Annotated in this window: 14 protein-coding genes; 7 read left to right on the top strand and 7 right to left on the bottom strand. The window is 71.9% G+C overall.

From position 1 onward, the window contains the following. Positions 1 to 27: 27 nt before the first annotated feature. Both lysS and AC3ANS_RS01335 read right to left on the bottom strand, forming a co-directional pair. Positions 28 to 1485, bottom strand: a complete 1458-nt coding sequence (gene lysS / locus AC3ANS_RS01340) for a lysine--tRNA ligase (protein ID WP_488296576.1) — start codon at positions 1483 to 1485, stop codon at positions 28 to 30. Between the two features lie 69 nt (positions 1486 to 1554). Beyond that, the gene (locus AC3ANS_RS01335) at positions 1555 to 2517 is read right to left on the bottom strand and encodes a YeiH family protein (protein WP_488294381.1); all 963 of its coding nucleotides are present in this window, start codon (positions 2515 to 2517) and stop codon (positions 1555 to 1557) included. Positions 2518 to 2618: 101 nt separating this feature from the next. Between AC3ANS_RS01335 and AC3ANS_RS01330 the strand changes: the two genes are divergently transcribed. Further along, entirely contained in the window at positions 2619 to 3512 is an 894-nt protein-coding gene (locus AC3ANS_RS01330; RefSeq protein WP_488294380.1) for a LysR substrate-binding domain-containing protein, read from the top strand. Positions 3513 to 3532: 20 nt separating this feature from the next. On the opposite strand, the gene AC3ANS_RS01325 is transcribed toward AC3ANS_RS01330, so the two are convergent. Beyond that, the gene (locus AC3ANS_RS01325; protein WP_488294379.1) at positions 3533 to 3979 is read right to left on the bottom strand and encodes a DUF3151 domain-containing protein; all 447 of its coding nucleotides are present in this window, start codon (positions 3977 to 3979) and stop codon (positions 3533 to 3535) included. Between the two features lie 38 nt (positions 3980 to 4017). Between AC3ANS_RS01325 and AC3ANS_RS01320 the strand changes: the two genes are divergently transcribed. Continuing rightward, the gene (locus tag AC3ANS_RS01320; RefSeq protein WP_488294378.1) at positions 4018 to 5529 is read left to right on the top strand and encodes a DHA2 family efflux MFS transporter permease subunit; all 1512 of its coding nucleotides are present in this window, start codon (positions 4018 to 4020) and stop codon (positions 5527 to 5529) included. Positions 5530 to 5637: 108 nt separating this feature from the next. Here AC3ANS_RS01320 and fbaA read toward each other — a convergent pair whose 3' ends face one another. Beyond that, on the bottom strand, positions 5638 to 6669 hold the full coding sequence (gene fbaA / locus AC3ANS_RS01315) for a class II fructose-bisphosphate aldolase (RefSeq protein ID WP_488294377.1): 1032 nt from the start codon (positions 6667 to 6669) through the stop codon (positions 5638 to 5640). A gap of 151 nt (positions 6670 to 6820) precedes the next feature. Here fbaA and AC3ANS_RS01310 point away from each other — a divergent pair, with 151 nt between their 5' ends. From AC3ANS_RS01310 to AC3ANS_RS01300, 3 genes are read left to right on the top strand one after another with little or no spacing between them, the layout of a single operon-like run. Then, positions 6821 to 7294 carry an SLOG cluster 4 domain-containing protein gene (locus AC3ANS_RS01310; RefSeq protein ID WP_488294376.1) on the top strand — a complete coding sequence of 158 codons (474 nt, stop codon included), beginning with the start codon at positions 6821 to 6823 and terminating at the stop codon, positions 7292 to 7294. Positions 7295 to 7327: 33 nt separating this feature from the next. Further along, positions 7328 to 8263: a hypothetical protein gene (locus tag AC3ANS_RS01305; RefSeq protein WP_488294375.1), complete on the top strand. Its 936-nt coding sequence runs from the start codon at positions 7328 to 7330 to the stop codon at positions 8261 to 8263. Then, on the top strand, positions 8260 to 8754 hold the full coding sequence (locus AC3ANS_RS01300; RefSeq protein ID WP_488294374.1) for a SigE family RNA polymerase sigma factor: 495 nt from the start codon (positions 8260 to 8262) through the stop codon (positions 8752 to 8754). The genes AC3ANS_RS01305 and AC3ANS_RS01300 overlap by 4 nt, the downstream gene beginning before the upstream one ends. Here the strand turns inward: AC3ANS_RS01300 and AC3ANS_RS01295 are convergent. Continuing rightward, on the bottom strand, positions 8751 to 9398 hold the full coding sequence (locus AC3ANS_RS01295) for a TrmH family RNA methyltransferase (protein WP_488296575.1): 648 nt from the start codon (positions 9396 to 9398) through the stop codon (positions 8751 to 8753). The genes AC3ANS_RS01300 and AC3ANS_RS01295 overlap by 4 nt on opposite strands. A gap of 85 nt (positions 9399 to 9483) precedes the next feature. Here AC3ANS_RS01295 and AC3ANS_RS01290 point away from each other — a divergent pair, with 85 nt between their 5' ends. Then, entirely contained in the window at positions 9484 to 10245 is a 762-nt protein-coding gene (locus AC3ANS_RS01290) for a DedA family protein (RefSeq protein ID WP_488294373.1), read from the top strand. Between the two features lie 10 nt (positions 10246 to 10255). On the opposite strand, the gene pyrE is transcribed toward AC3ANS_RS01290, so the two are convergent. Then, positions 10256 to 10786: an orotate phosphoribosyltransferase gene (pyrE, locus tag AC3ANS_RS01285; protein WP_488294372.1), complete on the bottom strand. Its 531-nt coding sequence runs from the start codon at positions 10784 to 10786 to the stop codon at positions 10256 to 10258. A 48-nt stretch (positions 10787 to 10834) separates the two neighbouring features. Between pyrE and AC3ANS_RS01280 the strand changes: the two genes are divergently transcribed. Further along, positions 10835 to 12004, top strand: a complete 1170-nt coding sequence (locus AC3ANS_RS01280; protein ID WP_488294371.1) for a pyridoxal phosphate-dependent aminotransferase — start codon at positions 10835 to 10837, stop codon at positions 12002 to 12004. Here the strand turns inward: AC3ANS_RS01280 and AC3ANS_RS01275 are convergent. Further along, on the bottom strand, positions 11991 to 15887 hold the full coding sequence (locus AC3ANS_RS01275; protein WP_488294370.1) for a lamin tail domain-containing protein: 3897 nt from the start codon (positions 15885 to 15887) through the stop codon (positions 11991 to 11993). The genes AC3ANS_RS01280 and AC3ANS_RS01275 overlap by 14 nt on opposite strands. Positions 15888 to 15934: the final 47 nt, after the last annotated feature.

Below are 15934 nucleotides of genomic sequence, written 5' to 3'. Positions count from 1 at the left end.
GCCGACACTCCCGACAGCCCCGACGGGTCAGCGCTCGGCCTCGGCCTTGAGGTGCGGGAACAGGATCGTCTCGCGGATGCCGGCGCTCGTGAACAGCATGATCAGCCGGTCGATGCCCAGGCCGATGCCGCCCATCGGCGGGGCGCCGTACTCCAGCGCCCGCAGGAAGTCCTCGTCGAGCTGCATCGCCTCGACGTCGCCGCCGGCGGCCTGCCGCGACTGCTCGGTGAGCACCTCGCGCTGGATGACCGGGTCGACGAGCTCGCTGAACGCCGTGCCGCGCTCGACCCCGCCGACGATCAGGTCCCAGGCCTCGATCAGGCGCGGGTCGTTGCGGTGCGGACGAGCCAATGGCTGGGCCGACGGCGGGTAGTCGCAGACGAACGTCGGCTGCAGCAGCGTCGGCTCGACCAGCTCGCTGAGGATCTCGAGGACGAGCTTCTCCGCGCCCCACGCCGGGTCGTAGGTGAGCCCGTGCTCGTCCATGAGCGCCCGCAGCGTCGCGGCCTCGGTATCCGGGGTGATCTCCTGACCGACGGCCTCGCTCACGCCTGTGTAGACCGGCAGCCAGCGCCACTCGGTGTCGAGGTCGATGACCCCAGCCGGCGTCTCGATGGTGCGCGAGCCGAGCGCGTCGGCGGCGGCCAGGAACATGTCCTTCATCAACGCGGCCATCGTGTGCTGGTCGCCGTACGCCTGGTAGACCTCCAGCATCGTGAACTCCGGGCTGTGCGTGGAGTCCGAGCCCTCGTTGCGGAAGATCCGGCCGATCTCGAAGACCTGGTCGACGCCACCGACGACGGCCTTCTTCAGGTTCAGCTCCAGGGCGATGCGCAGCGTCATCTCCTGGTCGAACGCGTTCATGTGGGTGCGGAACGGCCGCGCCCGGGCGCCGCCGTGGATCAGCTGCAGCACCGGCGTCTCGATCTCGAGGTAGCCCTGGTCCTCCAGCGTCCGGCGTACGGCGCGCACGATCGCGGCGCGGGTGCGGACCATGTCGCGCGCCTCCTGGCGCACGATCAGGTCGGCGTACCGCTGCCGGACCCGCGACTCCTCGGAGAGGTCCTTGTGCAGCACCGGCATCGGGCGCAGCGCCTTGGACGCCATCGCCCACGAGGTCGCCATCACCGAGAGCTCGCCCCGCTTGGAGGAGACCACCCGGCCCTCGACGGCCACGTGGTCACCGAGGTCGACCGTGGCCTTCCAGTCCGCGAGCGCGTCCTCGCCGACCTCGGCCAGGCTCAGCATCACCTGGAGCCGGGTGCCGATGCCCTCCTGCAGCGTGGCGAAGCAGAGCTTGCCGGTGTTGCGGATGAACACGACCCGACCGGTGATCGCGACCGCGTCCTGGGTCTCCTCACCGGCCTCGAGGTGGCCCCACGTCTCGCGCACCTGCGCGAGCGTGTGGGTGCGCGGCACCACCACGGGGTAGGCCTCGCGGCCCTCCTCGAGCAGCCGGGCCCGCTTGGCCCGGCGTACCCGCATCTGGTCGGGCAGGTCGTCGTCAGCAGCGGGGGGTACGGCGGTGTCGGTCACCGGGCAAGGCTACCGACGTCAGCCCGCGACGAAGGCGGCCGGGAGGCCGAGCAGCGCGACCAGGACGGTCGCCGACGACGCGAGCACGACGAGCGGACGGCCGGTCCGCCGCAGCGCAGCGGGGTCGAGCGCGCAGCCGAGCGCGAACATCGCGGCGGCCAGGGTGCCGGACTGCGCGATGGCTGCCGCATCGAGGATTCCGGCCGGGAGGGGCAGGGCGGCGCGGGCAGCGGCGAGCCCGAGGAACACCGCGACGAACGCCGGCACGAGCGGCGGCCTGGCTGCTCCGGCGGTGCGCGAGCGCAGCGACACCATCGCCAGGACGGGTGCCAGCAGGAGGACCCGGCCCAGCTTGACCGCGACCGCGACCTGCAGGCCGACACCCCCGACCAGGCCACCGGCGACCACGACCTGGCCGACCTCCTGGACCGACGCGCCCGACCAGGCACCCGCGGCGACCGGGGCCAGCCCGGCGAGAGCTGCAACCGCCGGGAGGAGCAGCATCGCGACACTACCGAGCACGACCACCAGCGACACCACGGTGGCGACGTCCTCCTCCCGGGAGCGGCGTACCCCGTTGACCGCGGCCACCGCGGCCGCGCCGCAGATCGAGAACCCGCAGGCGACCAGCAGCGCGGTGTCACCGGGCACACCGAGCCAGCGAGCCAGCGCCAGCGTGAGCGCGATGCCGAGCACCACGACCCCCACCACCACGACCAGCACCGGCCAGCCGAGGGCGGCGATCTCGGGGAGCACCAGCTGCAGCCCGAGCAGTGCGACGCCGATGCGCAGGAGCCGGCGGGACGCGACTCCGAGGCCAGGCCGGAGGCGCTCCCCGACGCCACCCGTGGCGGCTAGGACCATGCCGAGCACGATCGCGACCAACGTCGGGCTCAGGGGCGCCACGACGGCGTGCACGGCGAGTGCAGCAGCGGCACCGGCTGCGGCGACGGCGAGACCGGGCAGACGGGTGGAGACCATGGCTCCAGCCTCGGGCCGCCGGGCGACTGGCGGTAGCCGTCGATCCGGCCTGAACTCATGCGCTGGTGATATGGGCTGCACGGTTCTCATATCATCAGCGCATGCCCTCGCGTCCCGATCTGACCGCGCTCGACCTGCTGGTGCGAGTCGCGGAGGGCGGATCGCTCGGTGCGGCGGCGCGCGAGCTCGGCATCGCCCAGCCCAACGCGAGCCGGTCCCTGACCCGGCTCGAGCGTCAGCTCCAGCTGACCCTGCTCGTCCGCACCCCGAGCGGCTCCCAGATCACCACCGAGGGCGAGGTGGTGGTCGCGTGGGCCCGCGAGGCCCTGGCCGCGGTCGACCGGGTCAGCCTCGGTGCCCGATCGCTCGCGCAGCAGCGCGCCGCGCAGGTCACGGTCGCCGCCAGCCTCACCGTCGCCGAGTACCTCGCGCCGCGCTGGCTGGCGCGGTTCCGCCGTACCCACCCCGACCTGCACCTGAGCCTCGAGGTCGGCAACTCCGTCGACGTGGTCGCCCGCGTCGAGCGCGGTGAGGTGCCGCTGGGCTTCATCGAGTCACCCCGCGTGCCGGCCTCGCTGGCGTCCACGACCGTGAGCCGCGACGCCCTCGTGGTGGTCGTGGACCCGGATCATCCGTGGTCGCGGCGGCGTACGCCCCTCAGCCCCGACGAGCTCGTGCGCTCCGACCTGATCCTGCGCGAGGCCGGATCCGGCACCCGCGAGACGTTGGTCCGGGCACTGGCTCGTGCGGGGCTCGAGCTCGGGCCCTCGCACCTGGAGCTCGCGAGCACCGCCGCGGTCAAGGCCGCGGCCGCCCAGGGCGAGGCGCCGGCGGTGCTCAGCGAGCTCGCGATCGCCGCCGAGGTGGCCGCCGGACAGCTCGTGGTGGTCCCGGTCGACGGCCTCGACCTCGGTCGGGCGCTCCGGGCGGTCTGGCTGCCCAGCCGCCGGCCCGAGGGCGTGCTCGCGGAGCTGGTCCGGATCGCCCGCGGCTAGTGCGGCACCAGTGCGGGCACTCAGTCGTCGAGCTCGCCCAGGAGCTCGTCGTACGCCGTCTGGCTGGAGTCGCGCAGGAACTGCGAGCACCGCTCCCACTCGGCGGTCTCGCCGATCTGCCGAGCCGCGAGCGCGAGCAGCGCGAGCGACTGGAGGAAGCCGCGGTTGGGCTCGTGCTCCCACGGCACCGGGCCGTGGCCCTTCCAGCCGCTGCGGCGCAGCTGGTCGAGGCTGCGGTGGTAGCCGACCCGGGCGTAGGCGTAGACGCTCACCATGTCGTCGAGGTCCTCGGCCTGATTGGCCAGCACCATGCCGAGTGTCGCCCAGGCGATCGGCGACTCGGGGTGCCGGCGAACCACCTCCATGACGTCGGCGTCCTCGACGAGCTCGGCCGCCGCCGGGTCCTCGGGGAGCAGGGTCGGCGGCGGGCCCGCCATCAGGTCGGCACCAGGAGTCAACGAGTTCATGTAGTCGATTGTCCATGGTCCGGTGTTGAGTGTCCTCCGTGACCCAACCCGCCACCTCCAGCGACAGCTCCCTCGGCCGCCCTGCCGCGACCGACGACAAGGAGCCGTGGCCGGCGCTGTTCGCGCTGTGCATCGGCTTCTTCATGATCCTGGTCGACACCACGATCGTCTCGGTCGCGACCCCCGCGATCATCGAGGACCTCCACGCCGACGTGAACAACGTCGTGTGGGTGACCAGCGCCTACCTGCTGGCGTACGCCGTGCCGGTGCTGATCACGGGCCGGCTCGGCGACCGGTTCGGGCCCAAGCGGCTCTATCTCACCGGTCTGACGGTGTTCACGCTCGCCTCGCTCTGGTGCGGCCTGACCGGCACCATCGAGATGCTGATCGCGGCCCGCGTGGTCCAGGGCTTCGGCGCCTCGATGATGACGCCGCAGACGATGGCGATCATCACCCGCATCTTCCCCGCCCACCGACGCGGTGCCGCGATGGCGCTGTGGGGTGCGACCGCCGGTGTGGCCACACTCGTCGGCCCGATCCTCGGCGGCGTGCTGGTCGACGGCCTGGGCTGGGAGTGGATCTTCTTCATCAACGTGCCGGTCGGCGTGATCGGGTTCGTGCTCGCCGTGCGGCTGGTGCCGCGGCTGGAGACCCACGCCCACCGCTTCGACTGGCTGGGCGTCGCGCTCAGCGGCGTGGGCATGTTCCTGCTGGTGTTCGGCATCCAGGAGGGTCACCAGTACGACTGGAACGGCGTGATCCTGACGCTGATCGCGGCCGGGCTCGTGGTCCTCGGGGCCTTCATCTTCTGGCAGGCGCGCAACAGCCGGGAGCCGCTGGTGCCGCTGCGGCTGTTCGCCGACCGCAACTTCTCGCTCGCCAACGTCGCGATCTCGGCGATGGGCTTCTCGATCACCGCGATGGCGATCCCGATCATGATCTGGGCGCAGGTGGTCCGCGGGCTCAGCCCGACCCGCTCCGCGCTGCTGCTGGTGCCGATGGCGGTGATGACGATCCTGCTGGCCCGCAACGTCGGCAAGCTCACCGACCGGGTGCACCCGCGGCTGATCACCAGCTTCGGCTTCGCCTGCATCATCGTCTCGCTGGTGTGGCTCTCGAGGCTGATGACGCCCGAGACCGACATCTGGTGGCTGGTGGCGCCGATGGTCGTGCTCGGCATCGGCAACGCCTGCGTCTGGGCGCCCAACAGCGCGACGGCCACCCGCAACCTGCCGATGCAGCTGGCGGGCGCCGGGTCGGGCGTCTACAACGCGACCCGTCAGGTGGGAGCGGTGCTGGGCTCGGCGGCGATCGCGGTGCTGATGGACTCCCGGCTCGCGGCCGAGGGGCTGCCCGCGTTCACCGGCGCCGGCGGTGACGGCGGGCCGGTCACGCTGCCGCCGCAGGTGGCCGACCACTTCAGCCAGGCGATGGCGACCTCGATGCTGCTCCCGCCGGCCGCGCTGGTCCTCGGGTTCGTCGCGGTGCTGTTCTTCGAGCGGCCCGGTCACGCCGGCTTCGCGGGCTCGCCCGCCGCCTCAGCCGACTGACCCTGCACAGCACACGACGCCGTACGGACGAACCCCCGAGGTTCGTCCGCACGACGTCGGCGTGATGCGTGCGCCGGGTCTGAAGGCGCTGGGTCTGAAGGTGCTGGCTCAGCCGATGCTGTGGCCGGCGGAGCGCAGGTTCTGGCAGGCCTCGACCACGCGAGCGGCCATGCCGTTCTCGGCGGCCTTGCCCCAGGCGCGGGGGTCGTAGAGCTTCTTGTTGCCGACCTCGCCGTCGATCTTCAGGACGCCGTCGTAGTTCTGGAACATGTGGGTGACGACCGGGCGGGTGAAGGCGTACTGGGTGTCGGTGTCGACGTTCATCTTCACGACGCCGTAGTCGACCGCCGCGGCGATCTCCTCGGGGGTCGAGCCGGAGCCGCCGTGGAACACCAGGTCGAACGGCTTCGAGTCGGCCGGCAGGCCGAGCTTCTCGGCGACGGCCTCCTGCGCGGACTTGAGGATCTCGGGGCGGAGCTTGACGTTGCCCGGCTTGTAGACGCCGTGCACGTTGCCGAAGGTCAGCGCGGTCATGTAGCGACCGTTCTCACCGGAGCCGAGGGCCGCAATGGTGGCCAGCGCGTCCGCGGGGGTGGTGTAGAGCTTGTCGTTGATCTCGCCGACGACACCGTCCTCCTCGCCACCGACGACGCCGATCTCGACCTCGAGGATGATGTGGGCGGCGTGGGCGCGGGCCAGCAGGTCCTGGGCGATCTCGAGGTTCTCCTCGAGCGGCACCGCGGAGCCGTCCCACATGTGCGACTGGAACAGGGGGGCCTCGCCGCGGGCGACGCGCTCGGCGGAGATCTCGAGCAGCGGCCGCACGAAGCCGTCCAGCTTGCCCTTGGGGCAGTGGTCGGTGTGCAGGGCGACGTTGATCGGGTAGTTCTTGGCGACCTCGGCGGCGTACGCCGCGAAGGCGACCGAGCCGGTGACCATGTTCTTGATCGTCGGGCCGGAGAAGTACTCCGCACCGCCGGTGGACACCTGGATGATGCCGTCGGCCCCGGCCTCGGCGAACCCCTGGAGCGCCGCGTTGAGGGTCTGCGACGACGAGACGTTGATGGCCGGGAAGGCGAACGAGTTCTTCTTCGCCGCATCCAGCATCTCGGCGTACTTCTCGGGGGTGGCGATGGGCATGCGGAACTCCTCGTGCGGACGACTTGAACAGATCGTCTTCGACCCTAGTGCCTGGCCGGAGGGGACCCTAGGGACCTCTGGCCCGGGATCAGGGGACGCCCGGTCCCTCAGGTCCCGGGGCGATCCGGCTACTCGCGCGTAGCCTCGGGACATGTCCCTCACCGGCCGGTACGTCGCCGTGGTCGGCCCCGCCGACGGCGCCCGGCCCGCGGACCTCCAGAACGCCGAGGCGGTCGGCCGGTTGCTGGCCCAGGCCGGCGCGGTGCTGCTCACCGGCGGGCACCACGGGGTGATGGGAGCCGCTGCGCGGGGCGCCCGGGCCGGTGGCGGCACGTCGATCGGCCTGATGCCCGGACTCGACCGGTCTGAGGGTTCGCCCGATCACACGTTCCTGCTGCCCACCGGGCTCGGCGAGCTGCGCAACGGGCTGCTGGTCCGCGCCGCCGACGCCGTCGTGGCCGTGGGCTGCAGCTGGGGCACGCTCAGCGAGATCGCCCTCGCTCGGCGTACCGGCGTCCCCCTCGTGCTCATCGACCCCTGGGAGCTGCCCGACGACGTGGGTGTCGTCACCGCCGCCCCCGCGGAAGCGGTGGCGTCCATCGCCGAACTTCTCCGGACCCCCTGACAACCCGGCGCCGCCGACTTCCGTATCCATCGCATGGACACCGACATCCGCGCCGAGATCGAGCGCTCCTTCGGCGACGGCCCACCGCTCAGCAACGACCACGTGCTGCTGTCGCGAGCGCACAGCGCGCTGAGGCGCCGCCGGCTCGCCGAGTCCGCCTCCGTGGTCGCGGTCGTCCTGATCGCCGTCACCGGAGTCGGCATCCTCGGCGGCGGGGACGGCGGGAGGGCGGTGTCGCAGCTGCCCGCCGACACGCCCACCATTGCTGCTGCGACCCCGGATCCGGCACCGACCTTCCCTCCGGCGTCGGGCACTGCGGTCATCCGCGACACCCGGCTACCCGACGCGATGCTGGTCGATGTCCGGCCCGACGGTCTGCACGTGGCGCCTCGGGTCGACATCCAGCGCCTGACGGACGACCCCTGGGGTGTGGGTGCCGACGGTGACTGGTCGGTCGCGGTGGCCTACACCGCGCCCGGGGTCCCGCTGACCTGGTGGGCTGGGTACGTCGGCGCGGACGGAGGCGGCTCGTCAGCGAGCATCCCGGCCGAGTACGCCCGCGGGCTCGGCTTCGAGGCGTGGGTGAAGGCTCAGGGCGAGGGGATACGCGGCGGCGATCGATCCGGCACAGGGACGCCACCCGAGGGTGGTTGGCCCGGGATGACCGACCAGGAACTGGTGCGGTTCGTGGCGGCCACCGAGCGGCTCGAGCCCATCACGGGGGTCACCATCCTCGAGCAGCGGCAACACCCCCGCCTGCCGGTCAGTTGGGCCGGACCCGAGGACCGCAGCGCGGTGGCCGAGGTCGAGCTGGCCGGGGAGCGCTTCTACGTCCTGGCACGCAGCACCACCGGAGACCTCGTGCCGCAGTACATCGCCGTGCGGGCTGCCCGGGGCGGTGCCACGCTCGACGACTTCCTCGACCTCGCCAGGGAGCGCTACGCCGAGGGCGGCGGTGGCCTGCTGTGAGAGCTGCCGAGCGCGATCGGGCGTTCTCGGACTTCGTCGGTGCACGGCGCACGCACCTACGTCGGGTCGCCTACGCGATCTGCGGGGACTGGCACCGCGCCGACGACCTGGTCCAGACCGCGCTGGTGAAGCTCTACGTCGCCTGGCCGCGCGTGCACCGCGACGGGCGCGAGGAGGCCTACGTGCGGACGATCATCGTGCGCGCCGACATCGACGAGCACCGCCGGCCGTGGCGGCGCGAGTCGCCCGGCCTTCCCGTCGTCGATCGGCCGGCTCGCGAGCCGCTCCCGGTCGAGGACCGCTCGGCGCTGTTCGACGCGCTCCAGGCGCTGCCGCTCATGCAGCGCAAGGTCGTGGTGCTGCGGCACTGGCTCGGGCTGTCCGTGGCGGAGACGGCGTCCGAGCTGCGGATCGGCGAGGGGACCGTCAAGAGCCACTCCTCGCGCGGCCTCGAAGCGCTGCGGACCAGCCTCGCCGCGGACCCGCACTAACCCCGCCAGGCGTCGTCACCCGCGAGGTCGGCGTACTGCCGCACCCAGGCGTGCATCGCGATCGCGGCGGCCGCCGAGGCGTTGATCGAGCGGGTCGAGCCGAACTGCGCGATCGAGAACGTCCCGTCGCAGACGTCCCGGGCGCCGTCGGAGAGCCCCGGTCCCTCCTGGCCGAACAGGAAGCAGACCCGGCGCGGCACGGTCGCGGTCTCCAGGTGTGCCGAGCCCGGCAGGTTGTCGATGCCGTGCAGCGCGACCGGCCCGTCGGGGTGGTCGTGGAGGTATGCCGCGAGGTCGGCAACCGTCGGGTGGTGCCGGACGTGCTGGTAGCGGTCGGTCACCATCGCGCCGCGGCGGTTCCACCGTCGGTTGCCGACGATGTGCACCTCGGCGGCGAGGAACGCGTTGGCGGTGCGCACGATCGTCCCGATGTTGAAGTCGTGCTGCCAGTTCTCGATCGCGACGTGGAAGTCGTGACGCCGGGTGTCGAGGTCGGCGACGATCGCCTCGACCGACCAGTACCGGTAGCGGTCCACGACGTTGCGCCGGTCCCCCTCGGCCAACAGCTCGGGGTCCCACTGCGGCCCGCTGGGCCATTCGCCGGGCCATGGTCCGACCCCGACCTCGGGGGGACCGTGCGGCATCGGGTCGTACGGCGCACGCTCCTCCACGGCCACACGTTAAGCGATCAGCCACCTACGGTTCGACGATGGCAGGTACCGTTGACGTGTGATCTCAGTGATGCCGACGGCGCCGCTGCTGCTTGGCATCAAGTGGCTGGACCCGCAGTGGCTGCAACACCAGTACGGCTCGGCCTTCATCTGGCTGGCCCTGCTGATGGTGTTCGTGGAGTGTGGGCTGTTCTTCCCTTTTCTACCCGGTGACACCCTGCTGTTCGCCCTCGGGCTCTTCATCGCGGGCAGCAACGCGACCGGGTACTCCGTGATCGGCATCCACAACGAACCCGTCGAGCTGACGATCGCCGTGGCGCTGCTCACCCTGGCGGCCTTCGCCGGCAACGTCACGGGCTACGAGATAGGCCGCAAGCTCGGCCCGCCGCTCTACGAGCGCGACGGCCGGATCATCAAGCGCGAGTACCTGGACAAGACGAGCGCGTTCTTCGACCGGCACGGCAGCAAGGCGCTGGTGCTGGGCCGCTTCGCGCCGTTCGTGCGCACCTACATCACCGTCGTCGCGGGCGTGACGCAGATGAACCGGCGCCGGTTCTTCGTCTGGAGCGCCGTCGGCGCCGCGCTCTGGGTCCTCAGCATCACCCTGCTCGGGTACTTCCTCGGCGCCGCGTTCCCGTGGCTGGGCGAGAACATCGACTACGTCACGATCGCCATCCTGGCGTTCAGCGTGGTGCCGTTGGCCTACGAGTGGCTCAAGAAGCGCCTCGGGCGGTCGCGCCGGGCCGCCTCGTCCGAGAGCGTCACCGTCGAGGCACCCGACCAGGAGCGGCACACCGCCTCCGAGCCGGCCGAGGCCTGAGGCCCACCGGCTAGCCCCGGGCGGCGTCCAGCTCGGCCTTGGTGAGCACCGGACGCACCTCGAGCCCGACGTCAGCGAGCGGGTTCTCCCCCGCCGGGCTGCGGTCGATCGCGCACACGACGACCTCCACCTCGGCACCGGCCTCCCGGAGCGCCCGCGTCGCGTCGCGGACCGCCCCACCCGTGGTGATCACGTCCTCGATCAGCGTCACCCGGCGACCGGCGACGTCGGGGCCCTCGGCCAGCTTGCAGGTGCCGTACTCCTTGGCCTTCTTGCGCACGAACAGTGCCGGCCGGCCCGTGAGGCTGCTGACCATCGTCGCGATCGGCACGCCACCGAGCTCGAGGCCACCGAGCAGGTCGGTGTCGTCCGGCAGCAGGCCTACCATCTCCCGGGCGACGCGCAGCAGCAGCTGAGGGTCGGCCTCGAAGAGGTACTTGTCGAAGTACTCGGTCGCCTGCTGACCCGATCGGAGCGTGAACTGCCCCGTCAGTCGGCAGATCGCGTCCACGTCCGCAGCGAGGGTCTCGTCCTGGGTCACGGCCGCACCCTAGCCGAGCGGCGCCGGCGAGTCGTTAGGGTCGGTCACATGCTCGCCCCCCGCCTCGCGCACCGCCTCGAGGGCATCCCGCCGACGATCTTCTCGGAGATGTCGGCGCTCGCCGTGCGCACCCAGTCGGTCAACCTGGGCCAAGGATTCCCGGACGTCGACGGTCCGCCCGAGGTGATCGCCCGGGCGGTGGCCGCACTCGAGAGCGGGCAGAACCAGTACGCGCCGGGGGTCGGCATCCCCGCCCTGCGCCAGGCGGTCGCCCGCCACCAGCAGCGCCACTACGGCCTCGAGCTCGACCCGGACAGCCAGGTGGTGGTGACCACGGGCTGCACCGAGGGCATCGCGGCGGCCCTGCTCGGCCTGGTCGACCCCGGTGACGAGGTGATCGTGCTCGAGCCCTACTACGACTCCTACATCGCGATGATCCAGATGGCGGGCGGCGTACGCCGTCCGGTGACCCTGCGCGCCCCGGACTATCGGCTCGACCCTGACGAGCTGCGCGCCGCGGTGACGCCGCGGACTCGCTTCGTGCTGCTCAACTCTCCGCACAACCCGACCGGCACGGTGCTCACCCGGGCCGAGCTGCAGGCGGTCGCCGACGTGGCGATCGAGCACGACCTCGTGGTGATCACCGACGAGGTCTACGAGCACCTCGTGTACGACGAGCACGAGCACGTCCCGCTCGCCACCCTGCCCGGCATGTTCGAGCGGACGCTCACGCTGTCGAGCGCCGGCAAGTCCTACTCGTTCACGGGCTGGAAGGTCGGCTGGGCGACCGGCCCCGCCCAGCTCGTGGGCGCGGTGCTCGCTGCCAAGCAGTGGCTGACGTTCACCTCCGGCTCGCCACTCCAGCCCGCGGTCGCCTACGCCCTCGACGAGGAGCCGGACTTCCCCGTCCAGCTGGCGGCCGGCCTCCGGGAGCGCCGCGACCTGCTCTGTGCGGGGCTGAGTGCCGTCGGCCTCGACGTACGCGTGCCGGAGGGCACCTACTTCGCGACCACCGACATCTCCGCGCTCGGGTGGCCCGACGGCCGCTCCTTCTGCCTGGCCCTGCCCGAGCGCGCCGGCGTGGTCGCGATCCCGACCCAGGTGTTCTACGACTCCGATGCGGGGCGCCAGCTGGTGCGCTGGGCGTTCTGCAAGGAGGCCGAGGTCATCGAGGAAGGGCTGCGCCGCCTGAGGGCGGCCGACCTCAGCGCTTCCTGACCCGGTAGACGACCCGGTCGGTCGCGACGTTGCCGGCCACGTCGACGGCGCGCGCCACGACGATGACCCGCTTGCCGCGGACGGTCCGGTCCAGGGTGCAGGACCGGACTCCCGACAGCTCGTCGGTCGCCACGCACCGGGCCTTCGGCGCCCGACCGCGGTAGATCGCGCCGTCCTCGACGCCCTTGATGCTGACCTCGGGGTCGGCGCTGTCGATGTCGATCCCGTCGACGGTCACCGTCGCGGTCCCGCCGTCGGCCGCGGTCACCGTGCGGGTGATCGACTGGCCGGCACCGTCACGCGCCAGCGTGACGGCCGCCGGGCAGGCCACGGCGCCGGCGCAGGCGAACCGCACCGTCACCGGCCCGGTCCACCAGCCCGACGACGGCCGGTCAGGGGCGACGGACGCTGTGATCGTGGGCAGCTGGCGAGCTGCCGAGCCCGTCGACGCGGTGAAGTCGTCGCCGCCGGCGTACGTCGCGGTGAGGCTGGTCGCCCCCGCCGGGAGCGGCTGGGCCAGCGTGGCCACGCCGTTCGCGAGCTGGGCGGTGCCGAGCGAGACTCCCCCGGCCGCGAAGGTGACGGTGCCACCGGGCACCCCCGCCCCCGGTGCCACCGGCGCGACCGTGGCGGTCTGGCTGCTCACGCCGATCGTGACCACGGTGGTCGTCGGCGCCTTGGCGACGACCACCGATCGCACGGCCGACCCCGGCAGGTACGCGGCACTCCCCGCCTGGCTCGCGGCCACGGTGCAGGTGCCGGCGTGGGCGAACGTCACGACCGAGCCGGCCACGCCGCACACCGCCGGCGTCGTGGACGACAGCACGACCGGGTTGCCGGAGCCACCGCCCTGGGTGGTCACCGTCCAGTTCTGGCCCACGACGGGCGCAGCTGGCGGGGCCGTGGTGAACGCGACCGTCTGCGGCAACGGAGCCGGCGGCGTGCTCGGCGCCGTGCACGCGATGGTGCCGCGGCGCAGCGAGTGAGCGTCGGTGTCACCGTCGTCGGACCACAGCACCTCCTTGGCCCCACCGACGCAGCGCGACTGCGGCGCGACCGCCAGGCCCTCGTTGTTGAGGTTCGGCATCCCGACGGGGCGGTCGTAGGCCGCGTCGACGACGAAGCCGCCCGTGCCGTCGATGCGGAGCAGCGAGGTCTTCCCGTCGTGGGTGTCGTCGGTGACGGCGCGGAGGGCCTGCAGCTCGGGGTCGAAGTCGACGTCGGCCAGGTGCTCGAAGCCGCTGTCGATCGTGGCGACCTTGTGCGAGGTCGTCCCGTCGCTGTCGAGCGCGAAGGCGATCAGGTCTCCGGTGGCCTCGACCGCCACGACGTAGAGACCGGTGCCGTGGAGCGGGTACGTCGCGGGCCGGTACGCGGCGTTCGTGCCCTGGTCCACGAACCCGTTTGCCGTCAGGTAGCTGTCGGGCACGAACGTGACACCCTCGAGGCCGAGGTTGGCCCCGGCAGGCGGGATCTGGCTGGTGAGGTTCCACTCGTTGGTGGCGTTGATCGTGGCGCCGGTCCCGGACGGGTCGTAGCGCAGGATCGACATCCGGCTCACCCCGCTCGCGGCGTTGTTGCGCTCGGCGGCCAGGTAGACGAAGCCGTCCGGACCGATCGTGATGCCCTCGGTGTCGGGGGCGCCGGTGCCGTCGGGGTAAACCGGGTTCTTGGGCCAGCCGGTGGCCGGGACGAAGTCGTCGTCCGCGTCCCGGGTGAGCTTGAAGAGCGTGCCCAGCTTGTTCTGCGCTCCCCACAGCACGTCCGGGTCGGCCGGGTCGAACGCGAGGCCGGAGAGGTCCTGGAGGAACGTGCCGGCCTGGTCGGCGTACGAGACGGTCTGCCCGCCGGGCCACGGCGAGGTGTCCAGGCCGGGGCAGGAGTTGGCGGTGCCCTTGGTCGGCGTCCTGGCGTCCGTGAAGTCACCGACGCCGTCCTTGCAGCGGGCGTAGGACTGCGTGGCGGGCGTGGCCCAGCTGTACTGCTCGATCAGCGTGCTGCCGTCCGCGGCGTACAGCCGGACCGCGTCGGTGTCGTCGAGGCCGAACCCGAGGCTGCTCTCGTCGAGCACGAGGTAGCCCTTCGCCGCGACGCTGGTGGAGGCGGGGATCGCGTAGGCGTGGGCGTCGTCGCCGTCCTTGACGACGTAGCCGGAGACGTCGACCGGGCTCGCGGAGATGTTCACCAGCTCGACCCAGTCACCCGGGGTGCCATCGGCGGACTCGACCTCGTTGATCCGGACCGGGCTGCACGCGTTCGGCAGACCTCGGGTCGAGGCGGTGGTCTCGCGGAAGTCGCCGGTGCCGTCGGGGCAGCGTCCCCAGGTGGTCGCGGCGTGCGCTCCCCAGGTGGTGGTGTCGACCTCGGTGGTGCCGTCGGGGAGGAAGAGCGTGACGCTGTCACCCACGCCGAGGCCGAAACCCGGAGTCTGGGAGATCTCGGTGTAGATCGCGTAGTAGCCGCCCGCCGGGATCGTGGTGCCCGCCGGTACGACGACCGGCGTGGCCGCGTGGTCGGGGTCGCCGTCGACGATCTTCCAGCCCGAGACGTTCACCGGTGCGGCGGATCGGTTCTTGAGCTCGACCCAGTCGGCGACCTGGTCGCCGTTGGACTCGACCTCGTTGATGACCACGTCCGGCGGTCCCGACGGCGCTCCGCCGCAGTCGTTGGCCGCACCGAGGGTGTCGGTCACGACACCGAAGTCGCCGGTGCCGTTGGGGCAGCGGCCCCAGTTCGTGGCGTGGGTGCCGGCGGGCCACGTCGTGGCGTCGAGCAGGTTGGCCAGGTTGGGCTGGTAGAGCCGGACCGAGTCGCCCTTGCCCAGCCCGAAGGACGCGTTCACGTCGAAGGTGGCGTAGGCGTGCGGGGCGAGAGCGGTGGCGGCCGGGATCGTGAAGGCGTGCGTGTCGTCGTTGTCCTTGAGCACGTAACCGGAGATGTCGACCGTGGTGTCGCCGGTGTTGGTCAGCTCCACGAGGTCGCCGGGATCGGACTGGACCTCGTTGACCTTGATGTTCTCGCCGCCGGCCGGGATCGCACACTGGTTGACGGCGCCCTTGGTCGCCGCGGCGGTGACCTCGAACGCACCGGTGCCGTCGGGGCAGCGGCCGTAGCTCTTCCCCGCCGCAGGGTGGGCCGGGTAGGTGTAGGAGTCGATCGGGGTGGTCAGGTCGCTGTCGCTGTAGAGGCGGACCGCGTCGCCGTTGCCGAGACCGAACACGAAGTCGACGGACTCACCGTTGAGGACCTTGCGCTCGCCGGCCGCGATCGAGCTGCCCACCGGGAACGTGTAGGAGTTGTTCTCGGTGTTGTCCTTCAGCATCCAGCCGGAGAGGTCGACCGGGCCGGTGCCGGTGTTCAGCAGCTCGATGAAGTCGGGGTTGTTGGAGGAGAACTCGTTGATCCTCACCGCACTGTCGGGGGTGGCACAGACGTTCGGGGCGCCGAGCGAGGGCGTCATCGCGATGAACGTCCCGGTGCCGTCGACGCAGCGGCCCCACGTGGTCGCGTGCGTGCCCGCGGGCCAGGTGGTGGAGTCGATCAGCGTCACCCCGTCCGGCGCGAAGAGCCGGGCAGAGTCGCCCTTGCCGAGGCCGAACGCTGTGATGTCGAGCGCCAGGTGGCCGCCCGCCGGGATCGTGGTGCCACCCGGCAGCGGGTAGCTGTGGGTGTCGTCGTCATCCCTGAACACGTAGCCCGAGAGGTCGGCGGCGCTGGCGCCGAGGTTCACCAGCTCGACCGTGTCGGTCGGGTCGGAGCGGACCTCGTTGATCCGGATGTCGGTGTCGGCGGCCGTCGCCGCGGGAGCGAGGGCCACCAGGCCGAGCAGCGCGAAGGCGAGAGTCAGGAGCAGGCCGAGCGGGGCACGCCAGAGCAGGAGCACGCGATTGTCTTCCTCGAGGCGCTGCCGAGCCAGCGGCGGGACGGGCA

The sequence above is a fragment of the Nocardia sp. 149-1B genome (genome assembly GCF_057747975.1).
Note: the sequence above shows the minus strand (reverse complement) of the source record. Positions and strands in the feature narration are given on the sequence as shown.

Excerpts from the sequence above, each read along its gene's own strand:
- AC3ANS_RS01305 (WP_488294375.1), top strand. The coding sequence starts at position 7,328 with ATGGACACCGACATCCGCGCCGAGATCGAGCGCTCCTTCGGCGACGGC.
- AC3ANS_RS01295 (WP_488296575.1), bottom strand. The coding sequence starts at position 9,398 with ATGCCGCACGGTCCCCCCGAGGTCGGGGTCGGACCATGGCCCGGCGAA.
- AC3ANS_RS01330 (WP_488294380.1), top strand. The coding sequence starts at position 2,619 with ATGCCCTCGCGTCCCGATCTGACCGCGCTCGACCTGCTGGTGCGAGTC.
- AC3ANS_RS01310 (WP_488294376.1), top strand. The coding sequence starts at position 6,821 with ATGTCCCTCACCGGCCGGTACGTCGCCGTGGTCGGCCCCGCCGACGGC.
- AC3ANS_RS01325 (WP_488294379.1), bottom strand. The coding sequence starts at position 3,979 with ATGAACTCGTTGACTCCTGGTGCCGACCTGATGGCGGGCCCGCCGCCG.
- AC3ANS_RS01335 (WP_488294381.1), bottom strand. The coding sequence starts at position 2,517 with ATGGTCTCCACCCGTCTGCCCGGTCTCGCCGTCGCCGCAGCCGGTGCC.
- fbaA (WP_488294377.1), bottom strand. The coding sequence starts at position 6,669 with ATGCCCATCGCCACCCCCGAGAAGTACGCCGAGATGCTGGATGCGGCG.
- lysS (WP_488296576.1), bottom strand. The coding sequence starts at position 1,485 with ATGCGGGTACGCCGGGCCAAGCGGGCCCGGCTGCTCGAGGAGGGCCGC.
- AC3ANS_RS01280 (WP_488294371.1), top strand. The coding sequence starts at position 10,835 with ATGCTCGCCCCCCGCCTCGCGCACCGCCTCGAGGGCATCCCGCCGACG.